Raw genomic sequence first — 15616 nt, forward strand, 5'->3', positions numbered from 1 at the left:
GCCATCGGCGGGGCGACGCTGCTGGTGTTGATGTTACTGCTGGGGCTGATGATGCAACGCCGTCGCCACTATTTGCAGCGCATCGCCTTCGAGGCCAAGACCCGACGCGAGCTGGAAGCGCGCGTCGCCGAAAGAACCAGCGACCTTGAAGGGCTCAACCGCCGCCTAAAGCAGGAAGTGCTGGAACGCGAACAGGCGCAACAGGAACTGGTGCGCGCCCAGGATGATCTGGTCCAGGCCGGCAAACTCTCGGCGCTGGGTACCATGTCGGCGAGCATCAGTCATGAGCTCAATCAACCGCTGGCGGCGATTCGCAGCTACGCGGAAAACGCCGAAGTGCTGCTCGACCATCAACGTACCGACGATGCCCGCGGCAACCTGAAACTGATCAGCGAGCTGACCGGACGCATGGCCTCGATCATCGCCCACCTGCGCGCCTTCGCCCGTCGCGACCGTCACGCCCCGGAAAGTGTTGCGCTGCAACCGGCACTGGACGATGCACTGGCGTTGCTGGCCAAGCGCAGGCGGGCAATGGAGGTCGAACTGATCCGGGACCTGCCGGCTGCCACGCTGTGGGTCGAGGCCGGCGAAACCCGCCTGCGCCAGGTGCTCGGTAACCTGCTGGCCAACGCCCTTGATGCCCTGACCGAAAAAGGCCCGCCCCGTAAGCTCTGGTTGAGTGCCGAATCCACCGCCGACGGCGTCAACCTGTACATTCGCGATAACGGCCCGGGGTTCTGCATGGAGGCCCTCGGTCGCGCCGGTGAACCGTTCTACACCACCAAGACCCGCACTCAGGGCCTTGGGCTGGGATTGGCTATTTGCGACACGTTGATGCGTGCCTTCGGCGGTGAGCTGTCGTTCGCCAACCACAAGGAAGGTGGCGCCCTGATCACCCTGCGGCTGCGCGCGGGCGCACCCGGTGTAAGTCTGCAACCGTCCGAGGACCGCAGTGAATGAGTAACCTCATAGACAACCGTATCCAGGTGGTGCTGATCGATGACGATCCGCATCTGCGCCAGGCCCTGAGCCAGACGCTGGACCTCGCCGGACTGAAAATCCTCCCGTTGGCCGAAGCCAAGGGCCTGGCCTCACGCCTTGAGCGCGACTGGCCGGGTGTGGTGGTCAGTGACATTCGCATGCCGGGCATGGACGGTCTCGAACTGTTGAATGAATTGCACGCCCAGGACCCGGAACTGCCGGTATTGCTGATCACCGGCCACGGCGATGTCCCCCTGGCGGTGCAAGCGATGCGTGCCGGTGCTTATGACTTCCTCGAAAAACCGTTCGCCAGTGACGCATTGCTCGACAGCGTGCGCCGTGCCCTGGCCCTGCGCCAACTGGTGCTGGATAACCGCAGCCTGCGGTTGGCCTTGAGCGATCGCAATGAACTGAGCACGCGACTGGTCGGGCAATCGCCGCCAATGCAGCGCCTGCGCGAACAGATCGGCGCATTGGCACCGACCAAGGCCGACGTGCTGATCCTCGGTGAAACCGGTGCCGGCAAGGAAGTGGTGGCCCGTGCCCTGCACGACCTGTCGAATCGCCGCAATGGCCCGTTCGTAGCCATCAATGCCGGGGCTCTGGCCGAATCGGYGGTCGAAAGCGAACTGTTCGGCCACGAACCGGGCGCCTTCACTGGCGCGCAAAAGCGCCGGATCGGCAAATTCGAATTCGCCAACGGCGGCACGCTGTTCCTCGATGAAATCGAAAGCATGAGCCTGGACGTGCAGGTGAAACTGCTGCGTTTGCTACAAGAGCGGGTGGTCGAGCGTTTGGGTGGCAATCAGTTGATCCCGCTGGATATCCGGATCATCGCCGCAACCAAGGAAGACCTGCGCCAATCGGCGGATCAAGGGCGTTTTCGTGCGGACTTGTATTACCGCCTGAACGTCGCGCCACTGCGCATTCCACCTCTGCGCGAACGGGGCGAAGACGCGCTGATGCTGTTCCAGCATTTCGCCAACGAAGCCAGTGAGCGTCATGGCTTGCCACCCCACGAACTGCAACCCGGACAACGGGCCCTGCTGTTGCGTCATACCTGGCCCGGCAACGTCCGTGAATTGCAAAACGCCGCCGAACGTTTCGCCCTGGGCCTGGAACTGGCGCTGGATAACGGTGCTCCAGACGGCACTCCAGCACCGCACAGCGCTGTGCTCAGCGGCAATCTGAGCGAGCAGGTGGAAAGCTTCGAAAGGAACCTGATCGCCGCCGAACTGGCGCGCACTCACAGCTCACTGCGCAGTGTCGCCGAAGCGCTGGGTATTCCACGCAAAACCCTGCATGACAAACTGCGCAAACACGGCTTGAACTTTGCCGATGGCGGCGGCGCCAACAGCAACGCCGACGAGCTTGATTGAGACACGCCGACTAACCTTCCCCCAAGCGTCCCACACTGCGAGGCCCGTGCATGAACCGCGACAGCCGTCACCTGGAATCCGTCCTCCATCGCGACATTCCCCTCACCCGGGATATGGGCCTCAAGGTACTCGACTGGCACGACCGGCAATTACGCCTGCACTTGCCGCTGGCGGCCAACGTCAATCACAAGAGCACCATGTTTGGCGGTAGTTTGTACTGTGGCGCGGTGTTGGCGGGTTGGGGCTGGCTGCATTTGCGCCTGCGCGAAGAAGGCGTCGAGGGCGGGCACATCGTGATTCAGGAAGGTCAGATCAGCTATCCGCTGCCGGTCACTGGCGATGCCATTGCCATTTGCATGGCGCCAAGTGCGGCGGTGTGGAGGAAGTTTTTGGCGATGTACCAACGCTACGGCCGGGCACGGTTGGCGTTGCATACACGGGTCGTCAACGTCGATAGCGATGAGGATGCGGTGACGTTTACCGGACAGTATGTGCTGCATCGATAAACCCTGTGGCGAGGGAGCTTGCTCCCGCTCGGCCGCGAAGCGGTCGTAATCCGGTAATCGCGTTCCATTTGAATACTCTCGGTGGCTGATATTAGGGTCGCTTCGCGACCCAGCGGGAGCAAGCTCCCTCGCCACAAGGCTGCGGTGTGCTCAGGAGCGAGCCAGTTCCAGCAGCTTCTCGCGCCATGCGGCTTTGGCCGGCAGCGCCAGGAAAAATGAATTGCGCAACGACTCTCGCGCCGGATAACTGAACGGCTCACCGCTCAAGTCCAGCACCTCGCCACCCGCACCTTCGAGCACGCCTTGCGCAGCAGCCGTGTCCCACTGAGAGGTTGGTGCCAGCCGTGGATAACAATCCGCCGCGCCCTCCGCCAGCAGGCAAAACTTCAGCGAACTGCCGATATTGGCCAGTTGCAGTTCGCCCAGGCTGGCACTCAAGCCCGCGAGCAAGCGCTCTTGCTCAGGGCTTGAATGTCGACGGCTGGCAACCACGGTAAACGCTTCACCAGCAGGCGGCACATCACGGACCTGAATCGGCAGCGGCGCAGAATCCTTGTCAGCACGCCAAGCCCCGAGCCCGGCGCCACCGAAGTAGCAGCGGCCGTTGGTCGGCATCGACACTACGCCAAACACCACGTGCCCCTGTTCGATCAGCGCGATATTGACGGTGAATTCTTCACTGCCGGAAATGAACTCCTTGGTGCCATCCAGCGGGTCTACCAGCCACCAGCGCTGCCAACCGGCACGCACCGATTGCGCAATGTCGGCGTCTTCTTCCGAGAGCACCGGGATGCTCGGATCAAGCGCTGTCAGCCCTGCCAGAATCAGATGATGAGCGGCCAGATCGGCGGCGGTGACTGGCGAATCATCAGCCTTGGCAGTCACTTCGGTGCCGGTGCGCCAGAACGGCAGAATGACCTCGCCGGCCTTCAGCGCCAACTCGATCACGGGGGCCAGCAAAGGATGAACCTGGGGGAAATCACTCACGGTTGAAACACTCCACGCTGCGTCAATAGATCACGGGCCAGGTACAACGCCGCCAAGGCACGGCCCTCGGTGAACTGCGGGTTTTGCGCCAGCGCCGCGAGCTCTCGCAGATTGACCCGGTCCACGCGCATCGGTTCCGGCTCATCGCCTTCAAGGCTTTCTTCGTACAAATCAGTCGCCAACACCACCTGAATCTTCTGGCTCATGTAACCGGGCGACAGCGACAGCTCGGTCAGATGCTCCAGTTGCCGGGCGCCAAAACCGGCCTCTTCCTTGAGCTCACGCTCGGCCGCTGCCAATACATCCTCACCAGGTTCGATCAAGCCCTTGGGTAGCGACAATTCATAGGCATCGGTTCCGCCGCAGTATTCTTCAACCAGCACCGCGTGGTCGGAATCGAGCATTGCCACGATCATCACTGCGCCATACCCGGCGCCCTTGCCGACCAATCGCTCATAGGTGCGCTCGACGCCATTGGAAAAGCGCAGCTGCACCTCTTCAACGCAGAACAAGCGGGTGGTGGCGACGATCTCGCGGGCTAATACTTCGGGTTTCTGGCGCATGACGGCTCCTTGGCGTGAACGCGGTACTATAACGCGGCTTTCTTGATTGTTTATGTCGGATATCTTTTTACCGCTGGAGAAGTTTTCAATGCCATCACTGCCCTGGCGCGACATTGATACCGTTCTGCTGGACATGGACGGCACGCTGCTGGACCTGCATTACGACAACCATTTCTGGATGGAACACCTGCCCAGGCGTTATGCCGAGCTGCATGGTGTCAGTCAGGCCATGGCCGAGCTGGAATTGCAGCCGTTGTTCGAGCGTAACGCCGGTCAGTTGCAGTGGTACTGCCTGGACTTCTGGAGCGCAGAGCTGAAGCTGCCGGTGCGCGAGTTGAAACTCGAGACTGCCCATCTGATCGCATTGCGGCCAGACGCCGATACCTTTCTGGCAGCGATCAAGCAGGCCGGAAAGCGCGTGATCCTGATCACCAACGCCCACCGTGACTCGTTGTCGCTGAAGCTGGAAAAAGTCGAACTGGCGCCCTACTTCGAGCGGTTGATCAGCTCCCACGATTACGGTTTCGCCAAGGAAAACCCGCAATTCTGGGACGCCTTGCGTGCAGACATCGACTTCGATCCACGCCGCAGCCTGTTTATCGACGATACGTTGCCGATCCTGCGCAGTGCTCGGGATTTTGGCGTGGCGCATCTGTTGGCCGTGAGCCAGCCAGACAGCCGCAAAGAACCCAAAGACACCGCGGAATTTACAGCGGTTAGAGACTATCGCGAGCTCATAGCAGGGCTCTGAGATCGAGTCGCCTGCCGTGCTGGCCGCCTGTGACGGTTTGCAGGCCGAGGCCGCAGCCTGTCGCGGCAACCTGGTCGGCACCTTGCGCCTGGGCGTAGTGCCGCTGTCGAGTTTTGATCCGCTGCCACTGATGCAACAACTGCACGCCGAACACCCGAACCTGCGCTTCGAACTCTCGGCCTTGAGCTCCGAGCAGATCCTCGAACACTTGGGGAACAATCGCCTGGACCTCGGCGTGTCTTATCTTGAACGCCTTGATAGCGAGCGCTTCGACTCACTGGCCTTCAGCGAAACCCGCATGGGCCTGCTCTACGACCAGCGCTTTTTCAACTTCGGTGAAAAGCCCTTGAGCTGGGAAGCACTGATCGAACTGCCCTTGGGCATGCTCACCAGTGGCATGCACTTTCGCCAATCCATCGACCACAACTTCCACAGCCGAGGTCTCAGCCCGCAGCCGTTGTTACAGACCGACGCAGTCCATCAATTGTTGCAAGCTGTGCACGGTGGCCTGTGTTGCGCAGTGATGCCACTGGACGGCGGACTCGAAACGCTGACCGAGCATCTGCGCCTGCAACCGATTGAAAATGCGCAGACCCTTGGCCGGCTGGGGCTGATCATGCGCCGCGGTGCTCCGCGCTCGGCACTGGCTGAAGCGTGTTTCACGCACTATCAGAAATCACTGACGAACGCTTGATCGACGCTATCTATCGGCAGATCAGTAATAGCGATTAGACGTGACACATTGACGCGCCTAGGCTTAAGGCTGGATAAACCGCCGGTATTGCCCCCATGAAAGCCAAGCCTCCGGTCTGCGGGGCGCCCGCCCTCGAAATGCCCACGCCCGCCGCCAGTCAGAACTATCAGTATTGCAACCTCGACCACAGCGAATCAGCCAGCACCGCGCTCGCTGAGGAAGTGGCGTTGGCGATCGCCTACAACGGCATCAGCCAGGCGGTAATGCTGGTGACACCAAGCGACCTGGAAGACTTCATCGTCGGTTTCAGCCTGGGCAGCGGGATCATCAGTGACGTTTCTGACCTCTATGACCTGCAACTCAGCGGGTCCGGTTCGGCACAGTACGCGCAGGTCAGCATTTCCAGCCGCGCGTTCTGGAACCTCAAGCAGCAACGTCGGCAACTGGCCGGTACCAGCGGTTGTGGACTCTGTGGCGTCGAAGCGGTGGAGCAAGCCTTGCCGCAACTCAACGTATTGCCCGGCGCCCCCTTACCCCCCGCACAATGGCTTGAAGGCCTGCGCCAGCGCATCGGTGCATTCCAGCCATTGGGCCAATACAGCGGCGCAGTTCACGCCGCTGTGTTCATGAACAACCAGGGCGAGTTGCTGCTGGGCCGTGAAGACATCGGCCGGCACAACGCGCTCGACAAGCTGATTGGCGCGCTGATCCGCCAGGACATCCCGATGGCGGGTGGACTGGTGATAGTCACCAGCCGTTGCAGCCTCGAACTGATCCAGAAAGTGTTGCGCGCCGGCATCCAGACACTGGTCAGCCTGTCGTCGCCCACCGGCCTGGCCGTGCAATGGGCACGCCGGCACAACCTCAATCTTATCCACCTGCCGCAAAAAAGTGCGCCGCGGGTCTATAGCCCTGCGACGGAGAACCAAGCGTGAGTCAACATCGTCAAGCCGACCAGAAACCCGTCCCCCGCTACAAACCCTACAAAGGCCCAGCCGGTGGCTGGGGCGCACTGATCAGCGTCGCCCAGGCCTGGTTGACCAGCGATAACGCACTGAAAAACCTCCGCATAATGCTCAAGACCAACCAGAACGGCGGCTTCGACTGCCCCGGTTGCGCCTGGGGCGATTCTCCGGAAAAGGGCATGGTGATGTTCTGCGAGAACGGCGCCAAAGCGGTCAACTGGGAAGCCACCAAGCGCCGGGTCGATGCCGCATTCTTCGCCAAGCACAGCGTCAGCTCGTTGTTGGAGCAGAGCGACTACTGGCTCGAGTATCAAGGCCGGCTGACCGAGCCGATGAGCTACGACGCCGAAACCGACCGTTACACCCCCATCAGTTGGGAAGCCGCCTTCGCACTGATCGGTAAACACCTGCAGAACCTGTCGAGTCCGAATCAGGCCGAGTTCTACACTTCGGGCCGCGCCAGCAACGAAGCGGCGTATCTCTATCAGCTGTTCGTCCGCGCTTTCGGCACCAACAACTTCCCTGACTGCTCGAACATGTGCCACGAGGCCAGCGGTGTGGCCATGGCGCAGAGTGTCGGTGTCGGCAAAGGCACGGTGACCTTCGACGACTTCGAACACGCAGACGCGATTTTCGTCTGGGGCCAGAACCCCGGCACCAACCATCCACGGATGCTCGAACCTCTGCGCGAAGCAGTGAAGCGCGGCGCCCAGGTGGTGTGCATCAACCCGCTCAAAGAGCGTGGCCTGGAGCGTTTCCAGCACCCGCAGCACCCGCTCGAAATGCTCACCAACGGTGACAAGCCGACCAACACCGCGTACTTCCGTCCAGCGTTGGGCGGCGACATGGCGCTGCTGCGCGGCATGGCCAAGTTCCTGCTGCAATGGGAACGCGAGGCGCAGCAAACCGACGCGCCATCGGTGTTCGACCACGACTTCCTCAACGAACACACCGCCAGCGTGCTCGACTACCTGGGCGAGATCGACGACACCTCGTGGGAGCAGATCGTCGAGCAGTCCGGGTTGACTCTGGAAGAGATCGAGCAAGCGGCGCGCATGTACGCCAAAGGCAAGAACGTGATCATGTGCTGGGCCATGGGCATTACCCAGCACCGGCACTCGGTGGCGACCATCCAGGAAATCGCCAACCTGATGCTGCTGCGCGGCAACATCGGTCGGCCGGGCGCGGGCCTGTGCCCGGTGCGCGGGCACAGCAATGTGCAAGGCGACCGGACCATGGGCATTAATGAACGCCCGCCGGCGTTCTTCCTCGATGCACTGGAGCGGCGCTTCCAGCTCAAGATGCCGCGTGAGAACGGTCACAACGTGGTCGAGGCCATCCACGCGATGCTCGACGGTCGCTCGAAAGTTTTCATCGGTCTGGGCGGCAACTTTGCCCAAGCCACGCCGGACAGCCCACGGACCTTCCAGGCCCTGAGCAATTGCGACCTCACCGTGCAAATCAGCACCAAGCTCAACCGTAGCCATCTGGCGCACGGTAAAGAAGCGCTGATCCTGCCGTGCCTGGGGCGCACCGACATCGACTTGCAAACCGAAGGGGCGCAAGCGGTAACGGTCGAAGATTCGTTCAGCATGGTTCACGCCTCCAACGGCCAGCTGCAGCCGCTGTCAAAACAGATGCGCTCGGAACCGTCGATCATCGCCGGCATCGCTGCCGCGACCTTGGGCGCCACGCCTGTCGACTGGAATTGGCTGGTGGCCGATTACCGCCGTATCCGCGAACTGATTGCCGACACCATTCCGGGCTTCAAGGACTTCAACCAGAAGCTCGAGAACCCGGGCGGCTTCTATCTGGGCAACAGCGCACGTGTCCGGCGCTGGAACACTTCGTCGGGTCGCGCCAATTTCCGGCCGAACATCCTGCCGGTCGATCTGGTACACGAGCGCACCCGCGCCACCGGGCAGTTGCCGGACCTGATCATGCAGTCAATGCGCTCTCACGATCAGTACAACACCACCATTTACGGTCTCGACGACCGTTATCGCGGGGTCAAGGGTCAGCGTAACGTGCTGTTCGTCAACGAAGCCGACATCATTCGCCTGGGTTTCAAACCGGGGCAGAAAGCCGATATCGTGTCGATCTGGGATGATGGCCGTGAGCGGCGTGTCAAAGGCTTCACCTTGCTGGCGTTCGATATTCCCGCCGGACAAGCCGCCGCCTACTACCCGGAAGTGAACCCGTTGGTGCCGCTGGAAAGTATCGGTGACGGTAGCCACACACCGACCTCGAAGTTCGTGGCAATCCGTTTGGAAGCGGCAAGCGAGACCGGGCTGATCATGGCGAAGTCTGCCTGATACACCGCCATCGCGAGCAGGCTCGCTCCCACCGTTGAAACTCAGTGAGCGCAGATGTTGTGTTCGACGAAGGTTCATTCGTGGGAGCGAGCCTGCTCGCGATGGCGTCCGCACGGCCAACACCTGTTCCGACGCTTTCCAAACGCCCACAAAAAAGGCCGCTTTTGTATCAAAGCGGCCTGTCGCAAGTAGCAAAAGACCCGCGAAAATCCATTAAGTTCCKTCTATAAAACAATAACTTAGAAAATTGTGCACAAGTCGTGTTACTCGTCGGATTTCTATTGTAACCATCGCGACACAGCCTCAGGATCGCGCCGTCATCCCTTTGAGGCTCCTCTCATGAAGTTCTCCTCGATTCTCTTGTTGTCCCTTGGCCTGATCAGTGGCGCCGCATCTGCCGGTGGCACCGCCGAGGCAGGTGTTGGCGGCGCATTGGGCGGGGTTCTTGGCTCAGTGGTAGGTCAATCGCTGGGTGGCAGCACCGGTTCGACCATTGGTGCAGCCTTGGGCGGCGCCGGTGGTAGTGCGGTAGGTGCCAACAGACACAGCCGTGGCGAAGCCGCCATCGGTGGTGCACTCGGCGCAGCCGGCGGTAACGTGGTCGGCCGCAGCATGGGCGGCACCACAGGCAGCCTGATCGGCGCAGCCGCCGGCGGTGGCGTGGGCGGTGCGCTGGGTAACCATATGGGCAACAGCAGCTATGACGAAGACCGTGGCGGTCGTGACCGTGGTGGCCGCCGTTACTACCGCGACTATGATGACCACCCAGGCCGTGGCCATGCTTACGGCCATCGCAAGCATCACCACCGGTACTATCGCGACTGACACTCGAGCAGTGTCACGCAACGGATTCCAAAAAAATCGCAGCCCTCGGGCTGCGATTTTTCGTTTCACACCAGCAACTGCTCCAATGCCTTGCGTAACCCAGCGGGAATCGCCACCGGCTGATTCGAGGTGCGATCCACAAACACATGCACAAAGCGCCCTGCCGCGCAGGCGTCCGCTTCCCCGGCCTTGAACGCCGCCAGTTCGTATTGCACCGAACTGCTGCCCAACTTGCCCACCCGCAAACCAATTTCAATACGCTCGGGAAAAGCGACCGAAGCGAAGTAATCGCACGCCGAACTCACCACAAACCCCACCACTTCACCGTCATGAATATCCAGACCACCGACTTCGATCAGGTAGGTATTCACCGCCGTATCAAAGAAGCTGTAATAGGTCACGTTATTCACATGGCCATAGACATCATTGTCGTGCCAGCGGGTGATGATCGGCTGGAAGTGACGGTAGTCGGAGCGTTGAGGCATCGGGTTGGGCATCAGTGTCGGTTCCTGGAGTTGAACAGCCAGTCTAAGGCGAAAACCGCGTTATCGTTCTTCGCGAGCAAGCCCACGCAGTTGATTTTCAGTGAATACAACATTTGCGTCCGACCGAGATCCAGTGTGGGAGTGGGCTTGCTCCCGAAGAGGCCATCACAGGCAATGCGCACATCGGCTTCGGCCTGATCAATCCGGCCCTGGTACACGGTGTGGACGTAGGTTTCGGCCACGGCGGCACGCTGAATCTGGAACGGCGTCTGGTTCATGGTTTGCTCTCTTGTTAGCGATCCAAAAACAGCATTCACCATAGTCAGCCCAGCGATCTTTTTGAAATTTATCCCCATGATGAGCGGCATTCAGCGGATGGATGCCATAAACGATCCCGCACAAGAATCGCAGCAACCGCTCAGCGCTCGGCACGTCATCAATTAGACAGTCCCTGCGAGGCTTGAATGTGAGCTTGAATGTGGGCTTAAAAGGAGGGTTAAGCTATGATCAGTCGCAGCCGTAAATACATGCGAGCGGACAGGTGTGAACCGGCCTTCTTATTTAAAACCTCGCTTAGCAGAACAAGAAATGAATGCAAAGACCTGCTAATTGGCTTCAATGCAAAATCTTACAGGCCCGGAGGCATGACGTGAGCATCGGAAAGATCCAGTTCAACCGACCTTATATGACAGGTCAGGAATTTCATTTCATTGAACAGGCGAAACTCGGCAACGTACTCGCCGGAGATGGTCCGTTCACCAAGCATTGCCACCGTTGGCTCGAAGAAACAACAGGCTCTGTCAAAGCGCTCCTTACCCACTCATGCACCGCCGCTCTCGAAATGGCTGCGTTGCTGCTGGACATTCAGCCTGGTGACGAAGTCATCATGCCTTCCTTCACTTTCGTCTCAACGGCTAACGCGTTTGTTTTACGCGGTGCAGTGCCCGTTTTCGTCGATATACGGGAAGACACCCTGAACCTTGACGAACAGCTGATTGAAGAGGCTATTACCTCCCGGACCAGAGCGATCGTCCCCGTCCATTACGCAGGCGTAGCGTGTGAAATGGATATCATCCTGGACATCGCTCGTCGCCATGGCTTGAAAGTGGTGGAGGATGCCGCTCAGGGGGTGATGGCAAGCTATAAAGGACAGGCACTGGGAAGCATTGGCGATCTAGGGGCTTTCAGCTTCCACGAAACCAAGAACGTGATTTCCGGCGAGGGCGGTGCGCTGTTGGTCAAAGACGCCTCTCTGGCTTTACGTGCTGAAATCATTCGAGAAAAAGGAACCGATCGCAGCCGGTTTTTCCGCGGAGAAGTYGATAAGTACACATGGCAGGAAGTAGGCTCTTCTTTCCTGCCTGGCGAACTTATTGCAGCGTTTCTCTGGGCGCAATTGCAGGAAGCGCAAACAATCACGTCACGACGTCTGGCGAGTTGGCAGCACTACCATGAACTGCTTGCCCCTCTTGAAGACAATGGGATCTTGCGTCGCCCGATAGTTCCCAATGAATGTCAGCACAACGCGCATATGTATTATGTCTTGCTTAACCCGGAAATAGATCGACATAACGTATTGACCACCTTGAAACAAAACTCCATTGACGCGGTTTTCCATTATGTCCCTTTACACTCCTCGCCCGCCGGGCAGCGCTATGGGCGAATGCAGGGCTCGCTGGAAGTCACCAATCAACAGTCGGAACGTTTGATCAGATTGCCTTTATGGGTAGGACTCACTGAACCGCAACAACAAAGGGTAATTGAGTGTTTATTGCACGCCACAAACTAAGTCGCAAACAGGAAAAAAGCAGGTAACCCATCAAGAGCAATGTTGGGTTACGACCACCTGCACCGCCGCCTGCTTCAGACAAAACAAAGAAGCGATTGCGATTTTTATTGGCCCCTCTTCATTCGATGACACTTTCCGACTTAGGAAGTGAAGCAGCCAATACAATAAAAACAAGTGAACCATCAGAAATCACACTGTTTCGATACGCAAGGTTGTAAACATGAACAAAATAACAGAAAAAAAAATACCACTTATCGTTATCGGCTTGTTTTTTTTCCTGTTGCTGAGCGGGATTTTCGTTCCGATCTACGGAGACGAAATAGTTTCCAAATGKAGCGTTGCCAGATTTTTTCTAGAAGATCAAAACCTGGTTTCTTTTTTTCCACAGTGCTCGACAATGTCTGACCGAGCTGTCTCTTGGGTTTTCTATCCTGCCGCGCTACTAGTATCGGCGACATATGCTTACCTTACACCGCTTGGGGTACGGTTAAGTGGGATAATTTTATCCTTGGGCTGGTTTGCTTTACTTGCACTCTGGTGCTTTAAACAAACGGATGATAGAACGTCCGCCATTCGGCGGTTTGCCGGCCTGATTGCATTCGCATCATTAGGCATTATGCCGTACTTGTGGGTGCTGTCTCGCGCTGAACAATTCATGACTTTACCCATTTTGATTTTCTGTGTGTCAGCACTCTATTTTAAGGGAACGAAGTCATTAGGATTACAGTTCGCAGGGGCGATATTATTTACCATCGTGCTTTCTTGCTTTTTTTATGTACATCCAAAAAGCCTGTTTTTCCTCCCTTTTTTGCTGACTGCTCTGTGGTTTACAACCGAGACATATCACAAACTGATTCGCCTTGCACTTCTTGCCTATGCGGTTATATTATTTGCTCAAGTGCTCCACGAGTCAAACGCAATTGCAGCCTGTAAAGATGCGCCAGCAATGCAAGCTATGCTGGCAGCCAACACATTGTTGCCCGGGATGCTTTTTTCTGAACCCACTGAGTTTATTCAGGCAGCCTACAGCAATATCGTAAACTTTCCAGAGCGGTTGTTATCGCATTTAACCTTCAACGCGTACTCGCAATCAGGCTGGCTCCCTCCCATCGAAGGGAATACCAGCTTCTTGTTCCTATTAAACCTGGTGATAAAGTACTTACTTTATGCCTTCATCGTTGGCGCACACCTTTGGAGCGTAACAGAATTCGTTATTAAACTAGCAAAGAGAAAGCTTTCTGCCCCCATTCTCCTGGCTGCCTTTCTGGCATCGGCAGACATTATAAATGCTCTGCTTTTCAATATTCAAAACTTCTATTCCGGCTCTCAATTTCTTCCAATATCGATAATCTTAACCGCTTTATTACTTCCATCATCGGACACCAGAATATCATACCGGAGCCTGGCCATCGGCTATTCCGCTATCTTGATGCTTTCCATTTTATCGATGATAACGCTCCTATCTTTAGTCACTCCATCCACGATAAAAAACGCATCATCCGAGAAGGCGATTCTGCCTGGTCAACCCCTATCAATTCCGGTTTTTAATACGCAATCGCACCTGAATTCCATAAAGGCCCTTGGTGCTTCCTGCGGGCTTTCCCCTAAAAACTCCGAAAGCCTTGTGCTTGACCACATGACATACTTTGCTTTTCTCCAGGACAAAAAGCCCATCCATGTACTCTATGTTTCTGAATTCGGCTTTGGTGGCGACTTGGTGAACGGACGGCTACTTCCATTTTTGAGAGAACTCGGCAGCCCCGGAGCTATTACGCGCTGTGAGTGGATGCCTACACCGTTTCGCAAAGCACAAAAAAGCAATGACATGGGTTATTGCTGTGTCAATTTCAATGACTTATAGAACATGCATTTTATTCATTTAATAGGTGTCTGAGCGAAATGAAGAAAATCGCTATCGTGCAATCCAACTACATACCCTGGAAGGGTTATTTCGACATGATTGCCGCTGTCGATGAATTTATTCTCTACGACGACATGCAATACACCCGGCGTGACTGGCGCAACCGCAACCAGATCAAAACGCCGCAAGGTCTGCAGTGGTTGACGGTACCGGTCAAGGTCAAGGGCAAGTACCATCAAACAATTTTCGAAACCGAAATCGAGGGCACGGACTGGGCAGCGGTACACTGGAAATCATTGCAGCAAAACTATCGTCGAACGCCTTATTTTGATGAGATTTCGGCTTGGCTTGAACCGCTTTATCTGACGCCTTATACGCGGCTATCCGACCTTAACCGGGCCTTTCTTGAGCGAATCTGCCTGTATCTAGGGATCAAGACGCTCATCAGCAGCTCATCGGATTACACGTTGAGTGATGGAAAAACCGAACGCCTGGCAGATCTTTGTGTGCAAGCAGGCGCCACCGAGTATATTTCTGGTCCGGCGGCCCGGGACTATGTCGAGGCCGATGTGTTCTCCGAACGAGGCGTTCATCTGAGCTGGTTCGATTACTCCGGTTATCTTGAATATCCACAGCTCTGGGGCGACTTTTCTCACTACGTCACCATTCTTGATTTGTTATTCAATTGTGGGAAAGAAGCACCTAACTATATGAAGTTCATACGCCCATGAAACTTTCCATTGTTGCGACGCTTTACCAATCAGCCAGTTACCTCGCCGAATTTCACCTACGAGCAAGCGCGGCCGCTCAAGAGCTGGTGGGCGATGATTATGAAATCGTCCTGGTTAACGACGGTTCACCCGATAACAGTCTCGATACCGCCGTGCAATTGACTGAGCATGACCACCATGTTGTGGTCGTCGACCTGTCACGCAATTTTGGCCATCACAAAGCGATGATGACGGGCCTGGCCCACGCCTCGGGTGAACGCGTTTTTCTGATCGACAGTGATCTGGAAGAAGAGCCCGAATGGCTTCTCACGTTCGCGCAGCAGATGGCTGAAGATAAAAGTGATGTGGTCTATGGCGTGCAGGAGTGTCGTAAAGGCAATTTCCTCGAACGTATCAGCGGGAGGTGGTTCTATGGCCTGTTCAGGCTGCTCACAGGCTTGAACCTTCCCGAAAACATCGTGACCGCACGGTTGATGACCCGTCGGTATGTGGATGCATTGCTGTGCCACCAGGAGCGTGAGGTATTCATGGCTGGCCTTTGGTACATCACGGGGTTCATTCAGAAACCGATCACCATCAAGAAACACAGTACCAGCGAAACGACCTACACCTTCCGCAGAAAAATGTCGCTGCTGGTCAACTCCGTGACTTCATTCAGTAACGCACCCTTGATTGGCATTTTTTACATTGGCCTGTCGATTTCGCTATTGTCGTGCGTTTACATTTCTTACCTGCTGATCGTCAAACTGGTTTTTGCCACACCGCTAGACGGATGGACCTCGGT

At 57.0% G+C, this 15616-nt stretch carries 15 protein-coding genes and 1 pseudogene; 12 read left to right on the forward strand and 4 right to left on the reverse strand.

From position 1 onward, the window contains the following. The 3 genes from AC1DH9_RS11740 to AC1DH9_RS11750 form a co-directional block, all read left to right on the forward strand. A partial coding sequence (locus AC1DH9_RS11740; protein WP_477808207.1) for a sensor histidine kinase occupies positions 1–960 on the forward strand: 960 nt, incomplete at its 5' end. Beyond that, the gene (locus AC1DH9_RS11745; protein WP_477808208.1) at positions 957–2360 is read left to right on the forward strand and encodes a sigma-54-dependent transcriptional regulator; all 1404 of its coding nucleotides are present in this window, start codon (positions 957–959) and stop codon (positions 2358–2360) included. The genes AC1DH9_RS11740 and AC1DH9_RS11745, both read left to right, overlap by 4 nt. Positions 2361–2410: 50 nt before the next feature. Next, positions 2411–2866, forward strand: coding sequence for a YiiD C-terminal domain-containing protein (locus AC1DH9_RS11750; protein WP_054595117.1), 456 nt, complete (start codon positions 2411–2413; stop codon positions 2864–2866). Positions 2867–3016: 150 nt separating this feature from the next. Here AC1DH9_RS11750 and cysQ read toward each other — a convergent pair whose 3' ends face one another. Together cysQ and nudE are read right to left on the reverse strand one after the other, a co-directional pair. Beyond that, on the reverse strand, positions 3017–3853 hold the full coding sequence (gene cysQ, locus AC1DH9_RS11755; RefSeq protein ID WP_427546381.1) for a 3'(2'),5'-bisphosphate nucleotidase CysQ: 837 nt from the start codon (positions 3851–3853) through the stop codon (positions 3017–3019). Beyond that, the gene (nudE, locus tag AC1DH9_RS11760) at positions 3850–4416 is read right to left on the reverse strand and encodes an ADP compounds hydrolase NudE (protein ID WP_054595115.1); all 567 of its coding nucleotides are present in this window, start codon (positions 4414–4416) and stop codon (positions 3850–3852) included. The genes cysQ and nudE overlap by 4 nt, the downstream gene beginning before the upstream one ends. Positions 4417–4504: 88 nt before the next feature. On the opposite strand from nudE, the gene yrfG reads away from it, so the two are divergent. The 5 genes and pseudogenes from yrfG to AC1DH9_RS11785 all read left to right on the forward strand — a co-directional run bounded on the left by yrfG (position 4505) and on the right by AC1DH9_RS11785 (position 9966). Continuing rightward, positions 4505–5167, forward strand: coding sequence for a GMP/IMP nucleotidase (gene yrfG, locus AC1DH9_RS11765; protein ID WP_429539496.1), 663 nt, complete (start codon positions 4505–4507; stop codon positions 5165–5167). 16 nt (positions 5168–5183) lie between these two features. After that, positions 5184–5861: pseudogene (locus AC1DH9_RS11770) on the forward strand (substrate-binding domain-containing protein); the annotation flags it as partial. A 95-nt stretch (positions 5862–5956) separates the two neighbouring features. Then, positions 5957–6796 (forward strand): formate dehydrogenase accessory sulfurtransferase FdhD, encoded by an 840-nt coding sequence (gene fdhD / locus AC1DH9_RS11775; RefSeq protein ID WP_427543317.1) that lies wholly within the window; start codon positions 5957–5959, stop codon positions 6794–6796. Beyond that, complete coding sequence (locus AC1DH9_RS11780) at positions 6793–9141, forward strand: FdhF/YdeP family oxidoreductase (RefSeq protein WP_427543320.1); 2349 nt, start codon at positions 6793–6795, stop codon at positions 9139–9141. Before fdhD ends, AC1DH9_RS11780 begins: the two co-directional genes overlap by 4 nt. Positions 9142–9480: 339 nt before the next feature. Beyond that, positions 9481–9966, forward strand: coding sequence for a glycine zipper domain-containing protein (locus AC1DH9_RS11785; RefSeq protein WP_054595110.1), 486 nt, complete (start codon positions 9481–9483; stop codon positions 9964–9966). A gap of 65 nt (positions 9967–10031) precedes the next feature. Here the strand turns inward: AC1DH9_RS11785 and AC1DH9_RS11790 are convergent, their stop codons facing one another. Both AC1DH9_RS11790 and AC1DH9_RS11795 read right to left on the reverse strand, forming a co-directional pair. Continuing rightward, entirely contained in the window at positions 10032–10463 is a 432-nt protein-coding gene (locus AC1DH9_RS11790; protein ID WP_427543323.1) for an acyl-CoA thioesterase, read from the reverse strand. Beyond that, positions 10463–10729 (reverse strand): hypothetical protein, encoded by a 267-nt coding sequence (locus AC1DH9_RS11795; RefSeq protein ID WP_427543489.1) that lies wholly within the window; start codon positions 10727–10729, stop codon positions 10463–10465. Before AC1DH9_RS11795 ends, AC1DH9_RS11790 begins: the two co-directional genes overlap by 1 nt. A 371-nt stretch (positions 10730–11100) precedes the next feature. Between AC1DH9_RS11795 and rffA the strand changes: the two genes are divergently transcribed. The 4 genes from rffA to AC1DH9_RS11815 form a co-directional block, all read left to right on the forward strand. After that, positions 11101–12240 carry a dTDP-4-amino-4,6-dideoxygalactose transaminase gene (gene rffA / locus AC1DH9_RS11800; RefSeq protein WP_427543326.1) on the forward strand — a complete coding sequence of 380 codons (1140 nt, stop codon included), beginning with the start codon at positions 11101–11103 and terminating at the stop codon, positions 12238–12240. Positions 12241–12460: 220 nt separating this feature from the next. Further along, positions 12461–14101, forward strand: a complete 1641-nt coding sequence (locus AC1DH9_RS11805; RefSeq protein WP_477808209.1) for a hypothetical protein — start codon at positions 12461–12463, stop codon at positions 14099–14101. Positions 14102–14139: 38 nt separating this feature from the next. Beyond that, entirely contained in the window at positions 14140–14832 is a 693-nt protein-coding gene (locus tag AC1DH9_RS11810) for a WbqC family protein (RefSeq protein ID WP_427543332.1), read from the forward strand. Continuing rightward, positions 14829–15616: glycosyltransferase family 2 protein (locus tag AC1DH9_RS11815; RefSeq protein WP_477808210.1), on the forward strand; the 788-nt coding region annotated here is incomplete at its 3' end. The genes AC1DH9_RS11810 and AC1DH9_RS11815, both read left to right, overlap by 4 nt.

The sequence above is a fragment of the Pseudomonas sp. 05T35 genome (assembly GCF_056396605.1).